The organism is Gimesia maris, from assembly GCF_008298035.1.
GTDB classification, from domain to species: domain Bacteria; phylum Planctomycetota; class Planctomycetia; order Planctomycetales; family Planctomycetaceae; genus Gimesia; species Gimesia maris.
In genome coordinates, this window is the sequence record NZ_CP042910.1 from 4,245,901 (window position 1) to 4,272,874 (window position 26,974).

Here is a 26,974-nt window from a genome sequence, read left to right on the forward strand (position 1 = left end):
CTGATTGCTAATTACCTTGGTGCGTTCTATAATTGATACAACACCCCTTTCTCCAGGAGATGGAGTTGGGCTCTAGGAGGCTTAATGTATGTTCCAGATATCTGGCAAAAACTGTACCGTCTGATTTCTTTCCGACAGTTTCGCCATCAGGAACCTTCGCTTGTCAGGCCCATCGATGAAGCGCCACTTCGCGCTGAACTCTTTAGTATTGATCAGCTCGAACGACACGCAAAGCTCATCGCTGCGTCCCATAAACTGGCATCAGGCCAGTCACGAGATGAACTATTACCACGGCTCGATGAAAACCAGCGTATCTTAAATGAAACGTACGATCTGGTGGCAGCGGCAGAAGATCTGAATCGCCGCATCGAACCAGCGGCAGAATGGCTGCTGGACAATTTCTATCTGGTGGAAGAACAGATTCGTGCCATCCGACGGCTGTTACCGCCCTCTTACAGCCGGGAACTGCCACGTCTGGCGAATGGCTCCGCTGCCAGCTATCCGCGCGTTTATGACATCGCGCTCGAACTGATTGCTCACATTGATGGTCGGATTGATGCCCACAGTCTGGACAGCTTCATTGCCTCTTATGAGTCAGTCCAGACGCTGAAACTGGGCGAATTATGGGCATTACCATTAATGCTGCGACTGGCCCTGATCGAAAATCTGCGCCGCGTTGCTGTGAGAATTGCTACTGCGCGGCGCGACCGTGACCTGGCTAACGACTGGGCAGACCGCATGGTAAAGGTGGTCGAACAGAAACCGACAGACCTGATTCTGGTTCTGGCAGATATGGCTCGAACCAACCCTCACCTCTCAGGTGCCTTTCTGGCAGAGCTGACTCGCCATCTCCAAGGCCAGAATCCAAACTTTGCTTTTGCGAACAGTTGGCTCGAACATCGCCTGGCTGACCAGGTATTAACGATCGAACAAGTGGTGCAAACGGAAGGCCAGGCCCAGGCAGTCGATCAGGTTTCGATAGGAAACAGTATCAACAGCCTGCGTTTTTTGAATTCCAACGACTGGCGCCTTTTTATTGAAAAGCATAGTCTGGTAGAACGAACACTGACGGGGGACCCTTCACACATCTATGCACAGATGGATTTCGCGACACGAAATCGTTATCGACGAGCCGTTGAAGGCATTGCCCGACGTAGCAAGTTTACCGAGTATGATGTCGCCCTCAAAGCGGTTCAACTGGCCGAGAATCATGCGAGTGATAAACCAGAAGACCGTGCTGCTCATGTAGGATATTATTTGATCGGTCATGGTCGCCCGGTATTAGAGTGTTTAGTCGAAATGCGACTGACGCCCGCCGTTATGCTGGACAAGCTACGTCGGCGGTTTCCCCTGACCTGTTACCTGTCCACAATGACGTTCTTCACACTTGCTGCAACCTTACTCTTCTTCGCTGCGGCCCACCATTCCCGTGTAAGCTGGCAGGGGCTCGCGCTACTGGCGATCCCGGTTCTGATTTGTGCCTCGCATTTGGGAATGGGGATTGTCAACTGGTTTTCGATGCAACTGTTTCGACCCCAATCGTTGCCACGCATGAATTACGAACAGGGAATCCCGCCTGAGCATCGCACACTGGTGGCAGTACCCACGATGCTGACAAGTGCTGCTGGTATTGAGCATCTATTGGAGGGCATGGAAATACGGTATCTTGCCAATCGTGATTCCAATTTACATTTTGCTCTGGTCACAGACCTGGTGGATGCCGACGCTGAGGTGTTACCAGCTGATGCGCACCTCGTGAGTCTGATCCGTGATGGCATCCAACTCCTGAATCAGAGATATGCCTCTGATCGCTCTGATAGATTCTATCTCTTTCACCGTTCTCGAGAATGGAATGCGCAAGAAGGTGTCTGGATGGGGCACGAACGCAAACGTGGTAAACTGGCTGACCTGAATGCGACACTGCGCGGTAAACAAGGCCTGTTTACTGAACTCGTCGGCGAACTCGAAATTCTACAATCAGTAAAGTATGTCATCACACTCGATACTGATACACAATTACCGCGGGATGCAGCCCGATTGATGGTAGGCACACTGGCACATCGTTTGAATCATCCTGTTTTTGATACACGCAAATCGCGCGTCGTCGAAGGACACACGATCCTTCAACCGCGGGTTGCGGTCAGTCTGAATAGTGCACAGCAATCACATTTCGTGCAGTTGTATGCAGGCGCCCCCGGAATCGATCCTTACACGCGGGTTGTTTCAGATGTATACCAGGATTTATTCGGTGAGGGATCATTTATTGGCAAAGGAATTTATGATGTCGATTCCTTTGAAATGTCCTGCAATAACTTTCCTGAAAATACGATTCTGAGTCATGACCTGATTGAAGGAGCCTATTGTCGTTCCGCTCTGGTCAGCGACGTGACTTTGTATGAAGAATATCCATCGCGTTACCTGGCAGATATCGGACGCCGACATCGCTGGATTCGGGGAGACTGGCAGATCGCTGGCTGGTTGTTCCCCTGGGTTCGAAATCGTGCTGGGAAGTCGATGCGGAATCCGATTTCTGCCCTTTCCTGGTGGAAGATCTTTGACAACCTGCGTCGCAGCCTGATTTCGCTGGCCATGTTGAGCATATTGCTCGTCTCGTGGCTCCTGGTGCCAGACCTGGCTGCAGTATCATTGCTGTTTTTAACCTGTATTGTATTTCTGCCCACAATTCTGGATACACTGACCAACCTGTTTCAGAAGCCGGTCGATTTACCTTCGCGCCTGCATGTACGCGAGACTCTGCAGGCAACGGGACGACCGTTGGCGCAGAACGTCCTGTCTTTCGTCTTTTTACCTTATGAAACGTATATCTGCTGCGACGCAATTATTCGCACTCTGGTGCGTATGTTCTGGACAAAGCGACGACTCCTCGAATGGAAAACAGCCAGCGATTCGGAACGGGGAAGCGATGGTAGTTTGAGTAGTACCATTTACCAGATGATGATCGCTCCCGCGTCAGCCATCCTTCTAGCATTAATACTCTATTCCAGTGAATCAGAGATATTCTTCTGGGCACTGCCCTGGCTTGTGATCTGGTTTGTTTCACCATTAATTGCCTGGTCACTCAGCCGGCCGATTACTAGACGTGGGATTCAGTTTTCCGAATTAGAACATCATTTTCTGGAAAAATTATCAAGAAAAACCTGGCGGTACTTCGAAGAGTATGTCACCGAAGAAGAGAACTGGCTGCCACCAGACAATATTCAGCAGAACCCCAATCTGGAGATAGCGACACGTACCAGCCCTACGAACATAGGCATGGCGTTGCTCTCCGAACTGGCGGCTTACGATTTCGGCTACTGCTCTGCCTCTCAGTTCCTTAATCGAACTCGAAAGACCTTTAAGACACTCGACAGGATGGAACGCCATCGTGGACACTTCTTCAACTGGTATGACACTCGCACCCTTCATCCATTGCATCCCCAATATGTTTCTATGGTTGACAGTGGTAATTTAGCTGCCAATCTGCTGGTTCTCAGTAGCGGCATTAGAGAACTGAGCGAAGCGAACCTCATGCCCAGACGCATGTTTGCAGGCTTGCGCGATACGCTGCGGGTTCTGCTGGATGTGATTCTGAGTTTTGACGGAATGTCGATAGACGCTGACTTTCGTCGCAGAATTGAACGACAGATCGAAGTGCTGAATCGCGCTCCTGATTCTCTGCAGGCTGCGAATGTCCTGCTGGCGCAAATGACAGTAGAAGCTGCTGAGTTCATTACATTAGCAGACTCGGATCCGGAACTCATGTGGTGGGTACTCGCTTATGAGCGATCCTGTCAGGAACATCGGGCCGACCTGCTGCACCTGGCAGTCTGGCTCACTCTCCCCAAATCTCCCGATATTTGGGAAGACGCTTCGGAATTGAAGCAGTTGGCATCCGCTCTCAAACAGTTAGATACCGCAACAGGATTGCGAGATGTCGCAAAGCTGCAAACGACCTTGCTGCCACTGATCCAGGAAGCAAAACAGGTCGCAAATACTGAAACCTCTGAATGGCTGGTGCAGTTAGGTGCCTCAATAGGTATTGCCGCAGACCGTGCGGCCGCCAGAATCAGAACGTTTGAAGAATTGGCTTTACAGTGTCGCGAATTAGCAGACATGGACTTCGGGTTATTGTATGACTCATCCCGAGATTTGTTTGCGATTGGATATAACGTCAGCGAGCGGCGACTTGATGCCGGTTACTATGACCTGCTCGCCTCAGAAGCGCGTCTGGCCAGCTATATCGTCATTGCACAGGGACAATTCGGCCAGGAGCACTGGTTCGCATTGGGACGTCTGCTGACCAGCGCAGGAAGCCTGCCGGCATTGTTGAGCTGGAGTGGCTCCATGTTTGAATATTTGATGCCTCTGCTGGTGATGCCCAATTACGAGAATACGCTGCTCGATCGTACTTATCACGCAGCTGTTCGCAGACAAATCGAATACGGACGGCAATATCGAGTTCCATGGGGAATTTCTGAGTCAGGTTATAATACGTTAGACCAACACCGGACGTATCAGTATCGAGCATTCGGCGTACCCGGCCTGGGACTGAAACGGGGACTGGCGGAAGACCTGGTCATTGCTCCGTATGCAAGCGTGCTGGCTTTAATGGTCGAACCGCAGGCTGCCTGTGAGAATCTCCAGCATCTGGCAGCAGATGGTCAACTGGGGGCCTGTGGCTTCTATGAGGCAGTCGACTACACACCTTCACGATTGCCACCTGGTGCGGAAAGTGTAACAGTGAAACAGTTCATGGCACACCATGAAGGGATGAGCCTGCTCTCACTGGCATATGTTCTGCTTGATAAACCGATGCAGCGCCGCTTTCTGGCTGATCCCATGCTGCGGGCAGCGGAACTGCTCTTACAGGAACGCGTTCCCAGAGCCACAGCGCCGGTTCTCCCGCACGAAAGCGAAACACGAGCCACACACCTTGCATCACCAGAAGAAACGGGCAGCATGCGTGTGATTACCAATCCTGACAGTCCCGTAGTGGAAGCCCATCTTCTCTCGAACGGCAGATATCATGTTGTTGTAACGAGTGCGGGAGGAGGCTACAGCAGATGGCACGATCTGGCTGTCACACGCTGGCGTGAAGATGCAACTCGAGATAACTATGGCAGCTTCTGTTATCTGCGCGATGTAGACAGCAGAATCATGTGGTCGAATGCCTGGCAGCCGACCACCAGCCCCACCAGAGGCTACGAAGCAATCTTCACACAGGCACGGGCCGAGTTCCGCCGTTCTGATGCGGGCATTGAAACGTATACTCAAATCAGTGTCTCCCCGGAAGATGACATCGAACTGCGTCGTGTCACTCTGACAAATCGATCCGAATCGTCACGCAGGATTGAAGTGACCAGTTATGCTGAAGTCGTGTTAGCAGTACAACCTCAGGATGAGGCACATCCCGCCTTCAGCAATCTGTTTGTCCAGACGGAACTGGTCCCCAATCACAAGGCAATTTACTGTACCCGTCGTCCCCGCTCTACCGAAGAACATCCGCCATGGATGACACACATGATGACCGTCAGGGGAGTCACAGTGGGGGAGCCGTCTTACGAAACAGACCGCATGCAGTTCATCGGCCGCCAGCGGACGCTTGTAGCGCCTGTTGTTTTCGATCGTATTGCTCCACTTTCCAACTCTGCCGGGCCGGTACTCGATCCTGTTGTCAGTATTCGCCAGACAGTACTGCTACTACCTAACGAAGCGGTTAGCATTGATATCGTAACGGGAGTCTCAGAGTCACGGGCTGGCGTCGAAGCGTTGTCTGAAAAATACAGCGATCACAGTCTGGCTGATCGTGTGTTTGATCTTGCCTGGACCCACGGTCATATTCTGCTGCAGCAATTAAGTGCTTCTGAAATGGATGCGCAGATTTATGGCCGACTGGCCAGTTCAATCATTTATGCATCGTCTCTCAGGCGTGCCAAAACGAGCATTCTCAGCCTCAATCGACAGGGACAATCGGGGCTGTGGGGCTACGGTATCTCGGGAGATCTCCCTATCGTACTGGTTCGAATTCGCGACCATGAACGAATTGGTCTCGTTAAGCAGGCCGTGCAGGCACATGCCTACTGGCGTTTGAAAGGGCTCGCCGTCGATCTGGTCATCTGGAACGAAGACGATTCGGTGTATCGACAGTCATTGCAGGATGAGATCGCTGATCTGGTTGCTGCCAGTTCGGAAGCAGTACTCATCGACCGGCCCGGCGGTATCTTTATACGTCGTGGCGAACAGATGTCTGAAGAAGACCGTATCTTACTGCAGACTGTGGCACGTATTGTCTTATTAGATGATGCCGGAACATTACAGGAACAGGCGGAGCGATTCGGGCGAACGGATGTTGCAGTCCCGTATCTGATTCCGAGTCGTGTTCTGAAGACGCAACCTCTCGTCGATAATCCTCCTCAATATGATCTGGCATTTTTCAACGGACTGGGGGGCTTCAGTCAGGATGGCCACGAATACATCACCATTCTGGCCACTGGCAAGACAACACCCGCGCCGTGGGTGAATGTGATTGCCAACTCGCAGCTTGGTACTGTGGTTTCGGAAGGGGGCAGCGCTTACACCTGGGCGGAAAACAGCCATGAATACCGACTGACCCCGTGGCATAACGATCCTGTCTCCGATATCAGCGGCGAAGCAATTTACATACGGGATGACGAAACCGGACTGTTCTGGTCTCCCTCCCCGCTACCGAAACGGGGACAAAACACATACATCATCCGACATGGGTTCGGCTATAGTATTTTTGATTACACGGAAGACGGTCTGACAACAGAACTGAGTGTCTACGTGGCGACAGATGCGCCGGTCAAATTCTGTAAGCTGAAAATCACGAACCGCTCAGGACGTCCTCGCGAACTGTCCATCTCCAGTTACTGGGGGCTGGTACTAGGCGATTCAAGCAGCAAATCTGCAATGCACATTGTGACGGAAATCGATCCAGCGAGTGACGCGATCCTGGCTCGTAACGTCTATAGTCCCGAGTTTGGGGACCGTGTCGCCTTTTTCAATTGCAGTGAAACCAACCGTTCTGTGACGGGCGACCGTACCGAGTTTTTAGGACGTAATGGCAAATTCGACAATCCGTCCGCCTTGCGACGTGTGCGACTCTCCGGTCGCGTCGGCGCAGGCCATGATCCCTGTGCAGCGATCCAGGTTCCCTTGCAGTTAGCAGACGGACAGGAGCGAATCATTACTTTCACCAGTGGCGCTGCTGGCGGAGTTGCAGAAGCGAAAGCGCTGGCACAGCAGTATCGCACGGTTGAAAGTGCGCATCGCGCGATTGAAGGCGTCTGGGATTACTGGAGTCGAACTCTGGGAGTCATTCATCTGGAAACGCCTGATGCGTCGGTGAATTTTCTGGCCAACGGCTGGCTTGTCTATCAGACCCTGGCCTGCCGCATGTGGGCTCGCTCCGGATTTTATCAGTCGGGTGGCGCCTTTGGATTCCGCGATCAACTGCAGGATGCGATGGCCCTGGTCTATGCTCAGCCGCAGATACTACGAGAGCACCTGCTCCGCGCCGCAGCGCATCAGTTCCGCGAAGGAGATGTACAACACTGGTGGCATCCCCCAGTCGGCCGCGGCGTAAGGACACATTTCTCCGATGATTATCTGTGGCTGCCTCTCGCGATCTGCCGTTATGTCGGAATCACCGGAGACACAGGCATCCTCGACGAAAATGTGCCTTTCCTCACATCGCGCCCACTGCGCGATGATGAAGAATCCAATTACGATTTGCCGCAAATCTCAGACGAAGTTGGCACACTCTTTGAACATGGTATTCGAGCCATCGATAACGGACTGAGGTTTGGTGAGCATGGTCTGCCATTGATGGGCTGTGGCGACTGGAATGACGGCATGAATCTTGTCGGCGCAGAGGGGCGCGGGGAGAGCGTGTGGCTCGGGTTCTTTCTGTTTCATGTGCTCACTCAGTTTGCCGAGCTGGCATTGAGACAAGGCGATGAAGTGATCTCTGATCGCTACACACTGGAAGCGGGACGACTCCGTGGAAATATCGAAGAGCATGGCTGGGATGGAGAATGGTATCGCCGCGCCTACTTTGATGATGGCACGCCACTAGGCTCAGCTACGAATGAAGAATGCCAGATCGATGCCATCGCACAGAGCTGGTCGATTCTCTCTGGTGCCGGTCCAGAAAATCGAACCAGTGTCGCTATGGAAAGTGTGAATCGCCGCCTCGTGCGAAGCGATGACCGCCTGATCCAGTTACTCGATCCCCCCTTCGACAAGTCAGACCTCAACCCCGGCTATATTAAAGGTTACGTTCCCGGCGTTCGTGAAAATGGCGGTCAATATACTCACAGTGCAATCTGGACTGTCATGGCGACTGCCGCAATGGGAGACAGCAGTCGTGCCTGGGAACTGTTCTCACTGATCAATCCTGTTTTGCATGGCTCTACCCCGGACGAGATTTCAACCTACCGTGTAGAACCATATGTCGTGGCCGCTGATGTCTACGGTGTCAAACCACACACCGGTCGAGGTGGATGGACCTGGTATACCGGTTCAGCCGGCTGGATGTACCGACTGATTGTAGAATCGCTACTGGGATTGAACCTAGATGTAGACAAGTTGAGCCTGAAGCCCTGCCTTCCGGCTGATTGGACTGAATTTAAGATTCATTATCGCTATCGCGAAACGTTCTACCATATCACGATCCGCAACGGCAACTCAGCTACAGCAGTCTGCCGCATGACACTGGATGGCGAGGAGTTATCAGACAATATTATAACTCTCGTGGACGACCTTCAGGATCATGAAGTCGAAATCAACATGAGACCGAAGGAACATTCGAACTATGAGTGAAACTGTAGAAATCTGTTAGAAGACGCTGGTAAACGACTGAAGCCGGGATCAGCTTCCAATAGCACAATCAAATATTTACAACAGATTATCGGGTACTTGTCTGGCATACCCGCTATTTCGTTTTATGAAACTCTCACGATTAAAGTAATTAAAGATCCACTATGAGATGATTGAAGAACCAGCTCCTGAACAAGTTAGCAGAACCATTGATTAGACGTACTGCCGACTGCCAAGGCTAGAGTCAAAGGATCAATCGTAATTCTGCAAAAATGTATGAGATTACGGGACGAGTTTGACGTCCGTTTTATTATTCGTTATTCTGTAGTTTTTATTGTAACAACGGACCAGCCATCTTCGCAAACCCCTACCATATAACAACTTAATTTTGAATCAGCGTATTCGGGACGCAGAGGTCGCAAGTTCAAATCTTGTCATCCCGACTTTTATGTCGTTTTATATCTAGGACTTATGAAATAGCCTTCTGGTCCGATATTCTGTGATTTTTTTCTTGCATAGTACGATGCTCTAATCCGCCCGGAAACGCTGCTCCCGCCTCCTGAACTGCAAACGGCCCCTTCTCATAGATCCGACGATTAAATCGCTCCTGAGAGACTGTCCGATGTCTGGCTGATATCAGTCTTATTACTGATATTGATTGCTGTCTCAACAATTCTCTTCCAGGACCTCAAAAAGAAAGCAGTTCTGTTTCATCTTTCAGGGAAGCGAAAAAATGGTCAGTCTCATCAACCCAGTCAGTCAGCTTTCTCACTCCCGGATCTAGTGTCGCTTCCATCATTCCTGTTTCATCATGTTCGTATCCAAGAAGATGTCCCAGTTCATGGTAAATGACTGTGTAGAGGTCAATCTTACCTTCGGCCTCACTCCCCGACAAAGCGATCAATGTTAAGCGACTATCAAATGCATAATCGCTATGATCCAGAGGAGTCTTATCGACAAACCAGCCATAACCTGCGGCACTTTGATCGATAATAACAGTGTTAGCAGATGCCAACCCCAGGGTATCCCCTGCTAAATCTTTAATCTGTACCTGAACCTGGACAAGTTTTGATTGTTCGCTGGCGTCGAGGTGAGGAGTCAGGTGATTCTTCGCTGTTTCCAGCATATGCTCCGCCGCGGTTTGTGATAAATAGTCTTCACTCTGCTGCGACTGCTGAGTGGACGTTACCAGCAACCTGTGATTCCAGGCATCCGGATAATTGTTGGGATAATTTATAACTGACTGATTGTTTTTTGATTTACCGTAATTCTTTACCAGTGCAACCAAATCACGGTAGTCAATCCTGTCGTTCTGATCATAATCGGCAAACCAGGCGTACTCGGAATTCGATTCACTGGGACGAGTATTATACATGCTGATCTGTTGTATCAGATCGCGATAATCAATCTTGTCGTCATCGTTCAAATCAAAAGGATTCGCCCAGATACTGGCTCCGATATTCGGATTAACAGTTGTGATTTCAGGAACATCAGCAACGACATTGATTTGAGGTGAAATCAGCTCAAACCCTAGATCAAACGGGCCGATACTTTGTGCTTCCAGATCCAGGGAGACCTGATCATCGGGCAGTGAGTCAAACTGAATTCTCGCGAATAAGAGACGATCGTTTACCCCTAAATCAGTCTCGGTTGTTTCAGCTGAAAGGGTTTCAATCAGACCGGTTTCATCATCGATTATGCCCGACTGATTTTGAGTAAAACTGGATCCGAATTCGATTGCAGTCGCGGAAGTATATTGAGTATTGTAGCTGAAATCAAAATTAACGGCAGCAATTCCTTGACTTGACGAATTAGCCGTGCTGACCCAGATCTCGACCCAGAAGGAATCCCATTCGTTGATCCAGTCCTGATTCTGCGGGAGCGAGACGTTTTCTCCATTTCCGTCTGTCACAGTGGGAGTAGACACAACACGCAGACTGATTTCTTCCGAAAGATCAGCATCAACGATCGCGATGAACTGTAAGTCGTTGTCGAGTTTAAAGGAGAATGTAACTTCCCCCTTGTTATTGATCCCATCTCCATTATTTTCCAGAAAGATGTGCTCGTTATTGCCTGCAAAGTAGATTTGAGAAATCGTGGCCCCCTCGAATGCATCTCCGGTACGAACAATTTCCTTGAGACCGGTTACATCATCATAAAAAAACAATGCATCTCGCAGAGTACTGGAGTCATTACCGTCCCAGATTGATGCGGTAAACGCCACTTGTCCCGCATCATTCAGGGTATATTTTTGAATGTTGTAAATCTGCAGATCACTGTCTGGTACTGCCTGACCTTCCTTCACGATGGTTTTCAGGTCACTCCTCCCACTGCCGTCATCACTCCGGAAGAGGACTTTATTATTCAAAACATCTTTCCCGGTAAACACAACGTCCCCGCGATTATTCAGTACTAGATCTTCTAATCCACTGTCATAATAAATTTCATTATCAGGCAGGATGTCTCCATTACGTGCCAGTTCTTTCAATGTCCCATTCCCGGCAACCACAAATACACTTCTGACGATCGTTCCATTGTCTCCCTCGTCGACGTGTGATCTGAAGGCAATGTCCCCAGCCTCATTGATTAAAGACGAACTGATCAATCCGTTCGACCTCAATTTTTCACCGAATGAACCAAAAGCCTCTCCCTCTTGCATGACAACTCTCAATGGTGATCCATCTCCATTACTGACGTAGATTCCGTCCGGGACTGAAGAATTCAAAGTATGTCCCCAAAACGCCACCTGTCCTGCATTGTTGATCGACGTAGAATAGAAGTCGGTAAAGCCGTTTGTGGCGGAACCGGGAATCAATTGACCTTCCCGGACGATCTCAATCAGGTTTCCATTTGCGTCCGTGCTGAAAATGACCCGATTATCTGCGTTCCCATTATCGGTATCATACAAATCGGTTCTGAAAGCAATTCGTCCGGAATTGTTCACTGTCACATAAGTATTTTCCAGATCATCAAACTTGCCATTAGTACTTCCGTTCGTCGCACCGGGAGCATCGCTGCCTTCCTGAACCAGTAAGAGCGGTTCACTGCCATTACTGCCGAGAAAAATCCCCGTGTTTTCCCAATAATTGGCTCCATTGAAACGATCAACAAACACAGCCTGGCCGCTGTCGTTGAAAGGCAACGGAATCAAGGAAGCGGATCCTGAGATCCCGTCGTAGAGCGTCCCCTCTTGAATCGCCGGAACCGGTTGTTTTTGCCGTGTAATATTTAAAATTGTGCCCGCTGATGAGCCTTGGAAGAGTCCCGAATTACTTGATGTGAGAGAGCCCGTGACATTTGCCTGAAATAAAACCAGCCCGGACTCGTTGATAATCGGCTCCTCGCTGAAATTACTGAAATTGCCATCGTTGTTTCCCGTGTCAAGATTGGGGGCGTTATCACCCGAGCGGACAATTACATCGTCGGATGTCAACATGCCTGCCAGCAAACGACGTTCTTCCAGCAACTGCACCTGTGAGATGCTGTTCCCTGCCTGGTATAATTTACGTTTACTGCGTGTGTTTCGCGTAAATGAATTCGATTTCAGAAAACGGTTCAGAAATGGAAGCATCGCTATTCTTTCTTTTATTGCGAGAAGACCACGAATGGAGCACGACTCAGAAATCGCCTCCCAATAAATAGATCACCATTTGTGAATATTTACCGTCTTGAGCAGGAGATTTTTCATAATAAAAACGACTTGTTTTCTGGTTCTTGAATTGAGTGACTCGTTGTCATAAAGATCAAGAATGGCGATCTCATCCCGACAGCTCAGAAAAACTATTCCTGAAAAATCAAAAAAACGAGACGGGAACGCCCTCTACTCGCTCCCGCCTCGCGACAGCCCCGTCAGAAAGGGGTTTCACGTAAGTCACTACCCTATAGAATGTTCAGCAACTCAGTCCGCGGCCTGCTTTGCTTGCTGAAGGTTAGGCACCAGCTTCAGTTTGTGCGCCCGCTTTCCCGTCTGTTTATCGATCAACCAGGCTGCTTTGACATCGACATCAAACACAACATACTTGCCGTGATCTTTTCGGCTGAGTTTATCGCTGTATTTACCAGACAGTTTCGGATCAAACAGTTCGGGAGGCGTCTCCTGAGACTTTGCCGATTTGACTTCGAACTCCACTTCAACCTCCCATTTCCTGTTTCCCGGTTTGATCTGCAATCCTGCGGGGAGAACAATCTGGTGACTCATATTGAGTGTGGGGAAGATCGGTTCATAAATTTTCTGCAATCGCTCCTCTTCCAGACTTGATGTTCCATACACCTGCAGATTTCCACGCAGGTTGGTCAAACCATATTGGTTTCCAATATCGCGCAGGATGAATACGGGAGGTGCGCTGCTGAGATACTGTTCGAGTCGGGTAAGCTCTTCGATCTCCTGCAGAATTTTTTTGTTCTTCTCACTGACTTGTGCAGTCTGAGATGAATCAGTCGGCTGTTTTCCAAGTCCCAGGCTACCCCCGCTCCCTCCAAATCCCCCACCACCTGATTTGGGTCGTTCCGGGAAGTTTTTTTCCATATACTTATTCGTTTCGATGCTGCGTTTGGCACTCTTGATTTCAGAACCGATATGAAACATTATTTGCGAATATTGCATGGAACCGTCAAATTCCCTGACACTGACCAGAGCCTGTCGATAACCTTTCACCTCATCAGAAAGGTCCGCAAATTTGGTTTCAAACCGCAGTGAATAACGACTGCCCGGTAGACTTTCCGGTCGGTTCAACCATTTGACGAATGCCTCTCCTTCGACATTGAGCTGCTGAACTGTTGGCGCCGAAGTCTGCGAACGGAAATACAGACCATGTTCCGGAACGATTCCATATTTTGACTGATCACGTTTTGACAGAAAATCCGTCTCCTGGCGCCAGCGGTTGAACATCAGCACGCCACTGTTTTCCCGGGTCAATTCAGGTAGATATCTGGCAATCAAGCGCAGGCTGGCTGCCGGTGTCAGGGCTTCGACTTTTTCTGATTTTGTTTGCTGCATTTTCTCTGCATCAGGTGCTGCTGTTTTACTTCGTAAAACCGAAACAGAGCCTGTTTTCGTTGAATTAGCAACTGGATTCAATTCCACTTCATAAATCAACTCGCGATTATATTTCCGATCAGTAAACAGACGCAGCTGCTTGACCTCTGTTTCTAACAGCAGCCCTCCCCGTTGGTTCTCATCTGTATGGGGGAGCAGTGTGGTTTTTCCCACTGCCACCACCAGTTCCACCCGGGCTGTTCCATTCTGCTGATCAATGATCAGATCACGTATTTGATCAGGAACACGGTCAAGTACATCTTCCAGCGGTTGCGTCAGCTGCAGGCAGGGAGTATGAGATATCACCATATTTGAATCCTGATAATTCAAAACCACGAGACGGTTTGCGGGAACCCCTTCGTCGATTAGTGTTTTAGTGGGACTCCAGGTATAAGGATTCGGAGGGTTCTGGCGCGATATCAACAGTTGCACATCGCGGAGTTGTTGATCCAGCTTGACTTCCGCATGCACAACAAAATGACGTTTTGTGGAAGCGATACACTGTCTCATCCACTTCTGCCATTTCTCTCTCAGGACCGGAAACTGTCTTTCATCCAGATCGCGTTGATCGATGGAAGCCGGAAAGAAGGAGGACGGTGGCTGCTGGAATAGCTGATTCACTTTCGCTTGAGCTTCTTTCCATTTCTGTATCGCCTGTTGCTTCTCTTCCGGTTTGCCTGCTGAATAACCATTGCGTGCAGTGCCGTATTCTGAATATTCTTCTTCCGCACGGGTCAACTGCAGAAGCGCATCACGGACGGTACTGGTGTAACTTTTGTTATGATGTCGGTAATCATCGAACAGTTTTGTCAGTTCATCCGCTTCCGCGTTATGCCCCTCCGCTTCCTGTTTCAGAAAATAGAGCGTACTCTGATCGAGATCCAGTGGTTGATTGGGGCCGGGAAAGATTTTGCCTTTTGCATCACTCAAAACCGGCGGAGGAACCTGCTTGCTCTCCAGGCTGGCAATGTGCTGCTTGAGTTGAGGATCGCGGTAGAGTTCAAATGATTCCTGGGAGACTGATACCGGTGGTAGTTGCTCATCCTGATACTCTTCCAGTTGCAGTCGATCCCAGGTGACGATACGTGTGACATACGCGTCAAGGTTATATCCCTGCTGGATCCCGCTGAACAGGGGACGTGCCTGCTCTGCCGTCAAAGGCAGGAATTCCTGTACAAAGCAGGGCCTGGAGCGACGATCAATCTTTTCAGTCTTGTGGTTAAAGGAACAGGTTGTCAGACCGGGAAACCGACCATTCACCAGCCGATGATTAATCAGTACGCCCCCCCGCTCAAAGTCGTAATTACTATTTTTTCCCAAAACAACTTTCTGAATTTCGACAAACCGGATCGGCAGATCGACTGCGTAGTGGCGTAGTTTGTCCGCATAAGCCTGCTGAAACTGCTGTTGGCTGGCCCGCTTGTCAAATTCATTGTCGCCAAACCACTTCGCAGTACGAATCCCCCCCACTCGATTCGTGCTGACAGTAATGAGACGCCCGATCGTTTCCGGAAAATGAGTGGCAATGAACACCGGACTCAAATGGTTTGGATCAAGTCCCAGCGCCACCCGATCCAGCATGTGCGTGAATCGAACAGGATCACTCCCCACTATCGGACCATTAGAATTATACGACAAGTCGACCCGAACTGCCGGGTAGTCGCCCCATAATACCAGCTGATGTTCCTTAGCCAGACGTTGCATTTTCTGAGCCAGGTCCTGCTTGTCGGCGTCAGCCTGCTCACCCGCGATTACCACAGGTTGTTCCATCTCCCATTTCTGAATCACCTGGGACGGGTCTGCGATATTCACGAGAGAAAGTCCGATAATCTTCGCGTTCATGAGTAAATCATTGTATGATTCCAGAACATCAGGATTCTTCTCATATCGGGGATATTTCAAAACCAGATCCGTCCGGAAGGCAAACTCTTTACCCTCAACCTGACGGGCGAACTCCCGCGCTTCTGCAGGCGTCTTTTGAATTCCTGTTGGAACGTCTGGCGAATTCAGATAATTCAACTTGAGAGAATTCCTGCCACCAATCACAAGCGGGCGATAGCTCCCTCTGATACTCAATGGAAATTCACCAATGCCTTCGCGATAGTGATCCAGATCGGCTCCCGTGAACACAGCCACGGGAATCTCTTCCCCCTGATAATTAATTTTTTGAAAATTCTGATCGAACTTACGAACCAGTTTGGAGATATGAATTCCCTTATCGAAATCGTTGATCTCGGAATAACGCAGATCGGAGTATTGCTTGTTCGCCTCTTTCGAGTAAAAGAGCTTGTAGAGCTTTCCAAACAAATTAAAACATTGATCAATTCGCTCCCGGTCTTCACCAGTGGTAGTATTAAATGCCCCCACTACCCCCTTCTCTTTCAGCTTCTGAGCCAGAAGTTCATAACCTTCGCGGTCTGCCAGGTAACACAGAATCGCTCCGATATAATCGGCAGAAATTTGCAGGTTCGCCTGCTGTTTACGGGAAATAAGTTGTGTCCGGGGACTGATGACGGCTGCTCCGTCGATCAGCATCGGTTGAAACTGAGGCAGTACCTTTGAAACCTGCTCCCACTGGAACCGGTTATCCTGCAGAGCTTTCTCAGCCTGTGAAGTCTTGACTCCCTGCATCTCAGGTGATGCGGATTTCGTCTCATCCATGGTAGTCGACCCTGTCGGCCTGTTTTGATCAGCAGGAAAGATTTTGGGATACTTTTCCCGCACATATTCCTGATCCTTTACACTCAACATGGAAAAAGGGACCGTATGCAGGGTTTCATCCGACCGTTTTTTGAGAATGACCACCTTGTCTGTTGTTCCCAGCAATTCGCCTTCGACCTGGTTTTTTCCGTCGGCACTGGTCCAGACACGCTGCTCTGCCTGAACCAGACTCGGAATCAAACACAACATAATGAGGAAAAAGATTCGAATTAAGCCTCCGAATCGCAGTTGTTTTGGACGTTGAGTGAGTTGTGCCCTGATCATTGTCTCTGCTCCCGTTCGAATTTGGTTTCGATTGTTGCGTCAGCAGGTTACGCATGGATTCCCTGAGTTTTTGTCTATCAAAATGTTGTGTGGTCCCTGCTCCTCAAGTACAATCGCAGTGGCAGCAGTTATCCCGACACAGGTTCCACCGATTTTTTTGAATTGAGTCGATCGTGCTGAAAGACTGGCTGTAAAACCTTCTGAGAATTGATTTTGTACTCATTCAACCTTGTCAGTATTCCAAAAGGCGGACCCGCGGACCGCCTGATTGATTTGATGCCTGATGAGATTGGATTCATTTTTAATAGATAACGGCAGCAGGCATGGAACATCAGGGATCAGTCACCAACTGGCTGGATCAACTCAAACAGGGAGAAGCTGATGATTTGCAGCAGCAACTCTGGAACCGCTATTTCGAACAACTGGTGCAACTCGCTCGCTCCCATCTGCAGAAAGACCTCTGTCGGGTGGAAGATGAAGAAGATGCCGTCCTCAGTGCGTTAAACAGTTTTTTCGTGCGACTGGAAGCGGGACAGTTTCCGAATCTCAATGACCGAACCAGCCTCTGGCCTTTGCTCGTCAATATCACACTCTGTAAAACCCGGAATCTGTACCGACGACAAAGTGCCCAGAAACGCGATATCAGGCGCACTGTTTCCGGAACTTCAAACGAGGATGAAGAGAACTGGCTGGAACAACTGGCACAGGAATCCCCCAGTCCGGAACTGGCTGTCGAAGCCGCCGAGGAGGCCAATCGACTACTGGCCGTACTCGGGAAAGACTCTCTGCGTGAAGTCGCCCGACTGAAGCTGGAAGGCTATACTAATGCGGAGATTGCCACCAAAGTGGGGGTGATGGAACGCAGTATTGAACGCCGTCTTGTTCTGATTCGACAAACCTGGACAGAGCATATCGAAGCGGAACTCAATTGAAATCATGTCATCATTTGGGCATATTTCCGTTTTTTTTTGCAAAATCTGATAAGAACTGCGTCGGAGTGATACGCTCCATTGCGATCTTGTACATAACTCGGGGTTCTCGAGTTTAGGATAAGATAAAATGAATCAACCGATTGATCTGGAAAACCTGCCGGCCGAGTTACAGGGCCGTATTGAAGAATGCTGCGAAGATTTTGAACAGTCCTGGCAGAACGGGGACAGTCCGTCGCTGGAACAGACACTCTTTGATTTCACGCCTCCCACGCGCAGCGTGTTACTGAAAGAACTGATCCTGATCGAACGTTACTATCGTTTGCGAGAATCAGGTAAAATCGTCAGCGAACAGGATCTGCTTAACGAACATCCCGAACTCGCAGAGGAACTTTCACAGCTCTTTACCGCCTCGCATTCTGCCAGAACCCGGATTGCAGATCAATCTGGTTCCGGCTCTATCGACAACTCAGGTAGCATCACAATCCAGGAAACTCGTCCGCACTTCGAACAGTTCCCCGCCCGGTTTGGACGCTACCAGATTCTGTCGCGTCTGGGAGAGGGGGGCATGGGCTGTGTCTACCTGGCCCGGGACACACAGTTGGAACGCAAAGTTGCGTTGAAACTACCGCAGATTGACAAACACGCCGATCCTCAATTCATTTCCCGTTTCTATCGCGAAGCCCGTGCGGCCGCCAACCTGAATCACCCCAATCTTTGCTCGGTATATGACGTCGATGAAATTGACGGCGTACATTACATCACGATGGAGTTCATCGAGGGAAAATCGCTGGCGGCGTTGATTCAGTCCGGTCAACGGTTCAGCCAGCACGAAATCGCTTTGTTAATTCAGCAGTTGTCACAAGCCCTGGAACTGGCACACCAGCAGGGAATCGTACATCGCGATCTCAAGCCGGCCAACATCATGATCCGTCAGGATGGAACGCCCATCATCACCGATTTCGGACTGGCACTCATGATCCAGAACGAAGAAGCCACGCAGATCACGCAACATGGTCAAATCATGGGCAGCCCTTCCTACATGTCCCCCGAACAGGTGGATGGTGACCTGGAGATAATCGGATCGGCCAGCGATGTCTATTCGCTGGGCGTCATCATGTACGAGCTTCTCGCCGGGCAGCGTCCCTTCCAGGGATCGACGGCTTCCATTCTGTCACAGATCATGACAAAAGATCCCCGACCGGTACGAAATATTCAACCAGACATCGATTCCAGACTGGATCAAATCTGTCGCAAAATGATGGCGCGCTTGCCTGAGAAACGCTATACCACGATGCTCGATGTTTCCCAGGTCCTCACAAACTGGCTGGAAACCAAACAGGCAGCCTCATCCCGCAAACGAGTCAGCCCGGGAAAGCTCCTCATGGGAATGACACTGGCAGCAGTACTGCTGCTGGGATTCACGTTTCTCAAGCCCTCCACATCCCAGGGAACTTTGCATGTGATCCTCAACGATCATCGGGCCCAGATATTGCTTGATGGACAGCCTCTGGATGTAAAATCAGGTACCTGGTCCGGAAAACAAAAAGCTGGCTCACATGAACTCAGTCTGCAAATTGGAGATCAGCGGCTTCCCTGGGGAGAACTGACGACAGTCAAATCCAATGGGAGTGAACGCAGGGTCCTGGCGTCAGTCAATGGTATTCACATTAAAAACGGTCGCTTTGAAATCAGTCCTGAAGATATCAAGTCAGCCGAAATCAGACTGAACTGGCTGCCGATGAATACAGCAGACAAAAAGAATGAGGTCACGAATCTGGTCACCAGCCAGACCGAGCCACCTGTTTCACAGACGACAAACGCCAATCCCTTCGCCTATGAGCGAGAAGTCACCGAATGGCTGATAAAGCGGGGAGGCATTGTCCGTTTCAATATGGCACACGATTTTAAATTCAATGTCAAAGATATCGAAGCCCTTCCTGATGAGCCATTCCGGTTAAAATCCATCGCTTTTCATGAAAATCGAAAAATGCCGCTAACAGATCTCAGTCGGCTCAATCAGTTAATGACTCTTGAGGAACTGATTCTGGAGAATTCGGGAGTCACTCCCCCTGCACTTGAGAATGTTCATTTTAAAAAAGCGTTCCAAACCTTACGAATCGTGCGTACTCCTTTAAAAGTATCAAACCTGATATCAATTCAAGGTCTGGAATTCGTTGACACCTTAGAATTAAGCGGCTCCCAGATCGACGACCACTTCGAGTTTCTCAAACTGATGCCAAACCTGAGAGCCCTGGAAATTGGGGACATCTCACAAGCTGCGCTACAGGAACTCAGTCAATCGCCCCTGCTGTCAAAGTCAAAGTTACGTTTTCTCAGATTACGTTATGCGAGAAAGTTCGATGACACTTTGATTCAACAACTGCAAACGGCGCGGCCTGGCATGACAATCACTGCAAAAGGTCCTGAAATCAAGAACCAGTACCTGGGAATCCCCGTGGCCAAACTGGCAGCCGACCAACTACTGAAACTGGGAAGTACCATGAAAGGTGAAGTGCGCGGACAGGGAGTGCAGATCTTTACCAAAGAGAATCTTCCTCCCGATACGGTCCCCTTCGCATTGTCTAAGGTCACACTCCCTCAAAGACTGGAACTCACTCCCGAAATTGCCGAACACCTGGCCGCGCTCCCTCAATGTTACGGGATCCATACGAGCAATATCAAAAACGCCGACTTGCTCGCAAACATTCCCGTCCTCAGAATGTGTAGTGGAGTCCATTTGTTTAAATCCGATATTTCAGAGGCTGCCTTTGAAAAACTGGCCCTGCAGGATCCGGATGGTTTTTTCAACTTAGATGGGACTCAGGTGTCAAAGAGACTGATCAAACAGTTGGATCACGACTACCCGCATTTATCAATCTTCTCTAAACACGGAAAAGCACTACGCAGGCTGGAGATTCTGTACGATGAACGGAAAAAAACGGAAAACAAAAAAGTCAACCAGCCTGAAGAGTCTCCCACGCCGTTAACTGATGACGAACAGCTTGCCTTCGAACGCGATACAGCAGAATGGGTGATCGGCCTGGGTGGTAAAGTCAGTCTCAAGAAACCACACGGAATCGAGAGTCTGGTTTTCAGCGTGGACCAACTGCCCGCGGAACCGTTCCGGATTCTCACAGTCACCTTCGAAAAGTCAGATCAGAAAGTCACGCTTCCCAACCTGTCTCGTTTGAGTCGCCTGTTGACATTACATTCACTGAATATCTCAGATTGCAATCTGCAACCCGGCGCACTGCAGGGGCTCGAGTTCGGCACTAGCATGACTCACTTCCACATGGCTCGCACACCGGCGAAAACATCAGACCTGAGCAAGACGAAGGGGCTGGAGAACCTTGACACGTTTGAAGTCAGTGCCAGTCAGGTCAATGATCGCTTTCAATTTCTGGATCAGATGCCGAACCTGAGAGATTTTCGTCTGTGGACTCCCATCACGCGATCCCTGAACGATCTGGCAAAGTCCTCTGGTTTCAAACAGACGAACCTGAGGTTTCTGAATCTGTACACAGATGGTCGGGTTTTCGACTCCCCCGCGATTCACGAATTGCAGTCGGAAAAACCGGGCATGTCGATCATCGTGAATGCCCCAAAGCAACGACCTCGTTACCTGGGAATTCCCGTCGCCCGAGAAGCCGCCATTGAACTGCTGAACCGGGGCTGCGTGATCGAAGCTCCCGGCCCCGATCAAATTTTCATACCATTCAACAAATCTCACTCTCCTTCCGAAACCGAACTGTTTACCCCCCTCACAGTCATCCTGCCACCCGGTTTGGAATTCACACCCGAAATCGCCGAGGCCTTTTCACGACTGCCTCCTTTTATCAAACTGGAATCTGAGGGCGTGAAAAACGCGGACCTTCTGGCGGCGGTTCCGTTATTGTGTTTATCCAGTGGCGTACAACTGACCGATTCCGATCTCTCGGACCAGGGTTTCGAAACATTTTTCCGCAATCATCCGGACGGCTATCTGCATGCCAAGGGAACCAGGATCACGAAAGAAAAAGCGGACCAAGTCGATCGCGAATTCCGCTTCGCCGCTTTTAATACAGACTATGTTACAGGAATGCGCTGGCTGGCAGAAAAACAGAGATCAGAATCTGAACCCGAATGAACCGAACCTTAAATGCAAGACATCGCTTTCAAAGCAATCGTCCGTAGAAGCCCTGACTGTTCCTTCCATGTCACTGGAACTGAATACACAAATCGCATCGATACTAAAGTCGATTCACATTCCGATGTACCCTGGCAGACCACGCACCATCTGTTCGCAACTGTCTTCAGGCAGGCATCTTTCGAATTTACAGACCTCACTAAAATCATTCAGTTTCTTCTTTCCAAACCAGCAAAAAAAGTCCAAACAGGTTATACTCTGCAGCAGAAATGAAGTGTTATTCCGATCAACTGGATTACATTGGCAGAACTTACCGATCCGTAAGCAAGCAGGCTTGACTCGTGGTAGATAATTTTGAAATTTATAAGGTCGAACTGAATCTCCCTAATCTGATTGTCACGCCTCAGGGATCGACGCTGCATTTTCTATACAGCAATGTTCAGACTGAATCCAACAATCTATTAAGACTCTTCCAGTCTCCCGAAATTAAGAATGTGATCATCGACCTTTCAAAAGTCGATTACCTGGATTCGATCATTATCAACTCGATCATTCGTCTTTTGCAACACGCCCGACAGACCGGGAGACATTCCGTCTTCTGTAATGCCTGTGATAATATGCAAAACATTCTCCAGAGCATCAAACTGGGGACCCTGTGGCCACTCCTTGACAGCCAGGAAGAAGCCATTCATTACATCAGCATGAATTCATAAATCCCTGATTACCCGCCAGTAATTGAAAACAATCCATCACTCAAGGAGTCCAGCAAATGGACCTGTGTCATATCCGGACGCTGATTCTGTTAGCAGCCAGTGGAACCAGCATTCTCACCGGCCCCCTGAAAGCCGCAGAGAAGTCGATCGTCATTGATCGTGCACCACACAAAATCCAGGGAAAAAACACGTTTCAAAAAACATTTTCAGCGCAGATCAATCCAACCGAGTTCGCCCTGCTCTTTGAACAGGACCTGAAAAAAGAAAGTTCGGGTGGATACTGGAACGTTCACATCAATGACAAACGACTGGGACGCCTTGAAGCACACATTCCCCAAATCGGTACAGATGATAAACCTGACGGGTTTCACCGCATCGGTTTCGCCGTACCGGCCAATGTCCTCAAAGAGGGTGAGAACAGCCTGACCATCACGGGACGGGGGCAACCAGCGGTCTTACGTAACTTCGTTCTGGATCCACGCCCTCTGAAACAGGCACTTCAGTTGGAGACTGTGACTGTGAGGGTAAAGACACCTGCAGGGCCCCCCGTACCTGCACGGCTTACGGTTGTGAATGATCGAGGACAACTCGTAAAACTCTACAACGCCCGCCAGCCGAAGAACGCCGTGCGCCCAGGTATTCTCTATACTCTGGGTACTGGTGACTCATTTGAGTTGCCTCCGGGAAAGTATACATTTTATGCAACACGTGGCATGGAATGGGGTGTCGCCAGGTTATCAGTCGAAGTTGATAAGATGCAGCCGCTCGATTTCACGCTGGTCATTTCACGCGAAGTGGACACGACAGGTTTTCTTGCCTGTGACAGCCATATCCATACCTTACCAGGCAGTGGTCACGGAAATGCCACGTTTGAAGAGCGAGTGATTACGATCGCCGGCGAAGGAATTGAAGTGGCAATCGCCACCGATCACAATCACATTTCCGATTACACAAAATATCAAAAGACCGCGGGGACTCAGTCTCATTTCCATTCGATTTCCGGAGATGAAGTCACCACTCACAACGGTCATTTTACTGCTTTTCCCTTTGACCCTGCGCAGGCAGTTCCCGGCGGTGTGCAGGGACGTAATCCCCTGTTTCTGAAAAATGATAACTGGGGTGAATTAATTGCCGACATGCGGAAGAAAGGGGCCGAAGTGATCATCTTGAATCATCCCTATTGGCCCTCCATTCCCCAAGGCCCCTTCGGACGATTTCGTTTTAATCGCAGTACCGGTAAACGGAGTGAGGGACCTGCATTTAATTTCAACGGTTTCGAAGTGGCACAGCCGGCAAATGAAACCCCTGATTTTTTCTACGCCCTCGAGGACTGGATGTCTCTGTTGAATCGTGGATTAAAGCTTACCGCAGTTGGTGCCACAGATTCTCACACGATCCATTCCCCCGTGGGACAGGCCCGTACGTATCTTAGGAGCCATACCGATGAGATCTCTCAAATCGATCGCAAAGAGGTCTATCGTGCATTCACGGAGGGCCGCGCAGCGGTGGCAGCGGGCATTTTTGCCAACCTGAAATTAAACGGACAATTTGAAATGGGAGACCTCGTCCCCGCAGAATCACTTCTAGACAACAGCCAAAAGCAAACCTCAAAGATGACTGCTACTTTACGAGTCGCAGCCCCTTCGTGGGTCCGGCCCCGCGAAGCAATGCTCTATGTGAATGGAAAGCAGGTCGCACAGAAAACCATCCATTCCGTCCTCAATCAACCCACAGATCAGACGCTTGAATTTTCACTGACATTGCCGCCCCATGATGCCTACGTAGTGGCATTTGTTCTGGGTGACGGCATTACCCTGCCAGGCTGGACCACCTACGGCAAAGCCACTCAGGCCATCACAAACCCGATCTTTCTGGATGTGGATGGTGATACTAAATATAGCGCACCGCGTGTTACAGCAAAAAAGCTGATCGCAAATTATGGAAAAGAGAGTGAGAAGCTTACACCGGCTTTGCAACAATCCCTGCTGGATTCCGTAGTTACAAAAGCAGATTCAGCCGTTCTGCTGCATGTCAAAGACCTACTCAAACAGAGCACAGATCAGCAACCATAACAACATAAAATTCAGTTGTGCGACTGGCTTCAATTTGAAATTCTGTTTTTACAGTTCACTCAAACCAGCCTCGCTTGAAGAAACAAGCTGCGGTGGCACCCGCTGTTGCCTGCTTATTCGCAATCACAACCAGGTAACCAGAACCGGCTCCCATGCCTGTCTGGTCGTTAAATTTCATCGCCTGAGTTCCGGAATTCAGTGATTATGGCAAGAAGACCGTTTAAATAATCAGCAGAATCTACAGACGACTGTCTAACTGTTCTGGAAGATGCGAACGCAGCTGATCAAGCTTAAGTCCTGCCCAGCCTGCGAGCGAATCTGTGGTTTTAACCTCAAGCTGATTCGCTCCCCAATAATCCCGCGCATTTTTCATTGTTTGTAGTGGATCATTTCTGATTCTCTAGACATAATAAGTCATCAAATTATTCGCGGGTCAGCAATCTGGAACTCAATACAGGATGAGGAGGGATACAGTGACTGACATGACTTTCATTCCCGGTAAGCCGTTGCAGTGGCTCGCGTTATTTGCGTGCAGCCTGCTGGCATTCTCTCTTTCCACCTCGGAACTCCTGGCACAGGATGCCTCAGAAACAGCGGGCTCCCAGTGTGCTGTTCTTGAACTTTTTATTCGCAACAACTGTGCCGATTGTACGGAAGTCCAGAAGCGGCTCGAAGCCTACTCCCAAAAACGGGGACGCATCAGTCTGCATGTCCATAATCTGGACGAGCCGGGAAAGCATGTCAAAAGATACCAGCAGATTCTGAAGTACTTCCAGCTTCAAGAGGCCGAACTCCCGGTTGCTTATGGCTGTAACTCCCTCCTGCGAAAGCTCAAGCCTGATACATCCACTGACGAACGCATCGACAAGCTGTTAACGGTCGATATCTACGTCCGCTCAGGATGCTCACGCTGTGCCGCAGCCAAGGTCTTTCTCAAAGGCTTAAAGCAACGCTACCCGGTATTTGAATACAATCTCCACGATGTCGTTTCTGACAGCGCAGCTTCAACCCGCGTCTATGAACTCGCTGATCGCTACGGCAAACAGGCCGTCAGCGTCCCTGTTTTTCATTTCTGTAACCAGCTGGTCATTGGCTGGATCAGCGATGAGTATACGGGATCCAAAGTGGAAGACGTTCTCAAATACTGGACAGCCACCTGCCCCAAACCGGAAAAAACCGATAACAAACAGAGCATTCTGCAGCCACCCGATTATTCAGAGCTGCAGTTTGTTTCATACCAGAGTGAATCGGATTTAGACAGCCCTGTTCCGAAAAGTAATGACAATCCTGTTCCCCTTTCTCCTGTTCCCAAAAGCAATTCAACTCTCGGACCGCCACCCGTGGGAGACGATGATGCGCTCCCCCCTGTACCAGGCGGGGATGCCAGCCTCCCCCCACCACCGGGAGACATGCCACCTCCACTTGGAGGAGAGCCTTTGGCTCCTGTTCCTTCACAGGAGGTGGATACAGTTGAAGTTCCCTTTCTGGGAGAGCTGAGCAAAAGCCGGTTAGGAATGCCGGCTTTTACTTTTTTAATCGGTCTGGTGGACGGCTTTAATCCCTGCGCGATGTGGGTCCTACTCTTTCTGCTTTCGTTGCTTGTCAACTTGAAGAACCGTGCCAAAGTCCTCGCCGTCGCCGGCACATTCGTGTTCATCAGTGGCCTGGCTTATTATGCTTTCATGGCGGCGTGGCTCAATGTCTTTCTGCTCATCGGCTATCTGCCTATGGTTCAGTTTCTACTGGGTCTGTTTGCGGTTATCATTGGCCTGATCCATATCAAAGACTTCTTCGCGTTCAAAAAAGGCATCTCGCTCTCAATCCCCGAATGGGCCAAGCCCGGCCTCTACGCCCGTGCCCGCAAGATCGTGAATGCCGAAAACCTGACCGGAGCCATCCTGGGTGCCTCTATCCTCGCGGTCCTCGTGAATATTATCGAACTTCTCTGCACCGCGGGTCTCCCGGCCCTTTACACCGAAGTCTTAACCATGCAGAACTACCCTGCCTGGAAAACCTACGCCTACCTGGGGCTGTATATCGTCGCCTATATGCTCGATGATGCGATCATGGTCACCATTGTCGTCGTCACCATGGGCCGTCACAAGCTACAGGAAAACCAGGGACGCTGGCTCAAACTCTTCAGCGGCGTCGTCATCCTCCTGCTCGGACTGGTCCTGATCTTTAAACCATCACTGCTTCATTAAACACCTCAATGAATAAACCAGCCTTGACAGCTGCGCGCCACTTCGAATGATACGCTTAATTGTGAG

9 protein-coding genes are annotated in these 26,974 nt (G+C 49.8%); 6 read left to right on the top strand and 3 right to left on the bottom strand.

The annotated features are described in order from the left end of the window. The first annotated feature begins 84 nt into the window (after positions 1-84). A complete protein-coding gene (locus GmarT_RS15630; protein WP_002643551.1) occupies positions 85-8,844 on the top strand; it encodes a GH36-type glycosyl hydrolase domain-containing protein in 8,760 nt (2,919 codons plus the stop codon). 685 nt (positions 8,845-9,529) lie between these two features. Here GmarT_RS15630 and GmarT_RS15635 read toward each other — a convergent pair. Then, the gene (locus tag GmarT_RS15635) at positions 9,530-12,412 is read right to left on the bottom strand and encodes a DUF7453 family protein (RefSeq protein ID WP_002643550.1); all 2,883 of its coding nucleotides are present in this window, start codon (positions 12,410-12,412) and stop codon (positions 9,530-9,532) included. A gap of 327 nt (positions 12,413-12,739) precedes the next feature. Next, on the bottom strand, positions 12,740-16,861 hold the full coding sequence (locus GmarT_RS15640) for a hypothetical protein (protein WP_002643549.1): 4,122 nt from the start codon (positions 16,859-16,861) through the stop codon (positions 12,740-12,742). Between the two features lie 323 nt (positions 16,862-17,184). Between GmarT_RS15640 and GmarT_RS15645 the strand changes: the two genes are divergently transcribed. From GmarT_RS15645 to GmarT_RS15660, 4 genes are all read left to right on the top strand, one after another. Continuing rightward, entirely contained in the window at positions 17,185-17,793 is a 609-nt protein-coding gene (locus GmarT_RS15645; RefSeq protein ID WP_002643548.1) for an ECF-type sigma factor, read from the top strand. Between the two features lie 127 nt (positions 17,794-17,920). After that, a complete protein-coding gene (locus GmarT_RS15650; RefSeq protein ID WP_002643546.1) occupies positions 17,921-21,919 on the top strand; it encodes a serine/threonine protein kinase in 3,999 nt (1,332 codons plus the stop codon). Positions 21,920-22,260: 341 nt separating this feature from the next. After that, entirely contained in the window at positions 22,261-22,632 is a 372-nt protein-coding gene (locus tag GmarT_RS15655) for an STAS domain-containing protein (protein ID WP_002643544.1), read from the top strand. A gap of 56 nt (positions 22,633-22,688) precedes the next feature. Continuing rightward, on the top strand, positions 22,689-24,704 hold the full coding sequence (locus GmarT_RS15660; protein WP_002643543.1) for a CehA/McbA family metallohydrolase: 2,016 nt from the start codon (positions 22,689-22,691) through the stop codon (positions 24,702-24,704). A 55-nt stretch (positions 24,705-24,759) separates the two neighbouring features. On the opposite strand, the gene GmarT_RS30235 is transcribed toward GmarT_RS15660, so the two are convergent. After that, positions 24,760-24,882 (bottom strand): hypothetical protein, encoded by a 123-nt coding sequence (locus GmarT_RS30235; protein WP_002643542.1) that lies wholly within the window; start codon positions 24,880-24,882, stop codon positions 24,760-24,762. Between the two features lie 304 nt (positions 24,883-25,186). On the opposite strand from GmarT_RS30235, the gene GmarT_RS15665 reads away from it, so the two are divergent. Continuing rightward, on the top strand, positions 25,187-26,908 hold the full coding sequence (locus tag GmarT_RS15665) for a thioredoxin domain-containing protein (RefSeq protein WP_002643540.1): 1,722 nt from the start codon (positions 25,187-25,189) through the stop codon (positions 26,906-26,908). Positions 26,909-26,974: the final 66 nt, after the last annotated feature.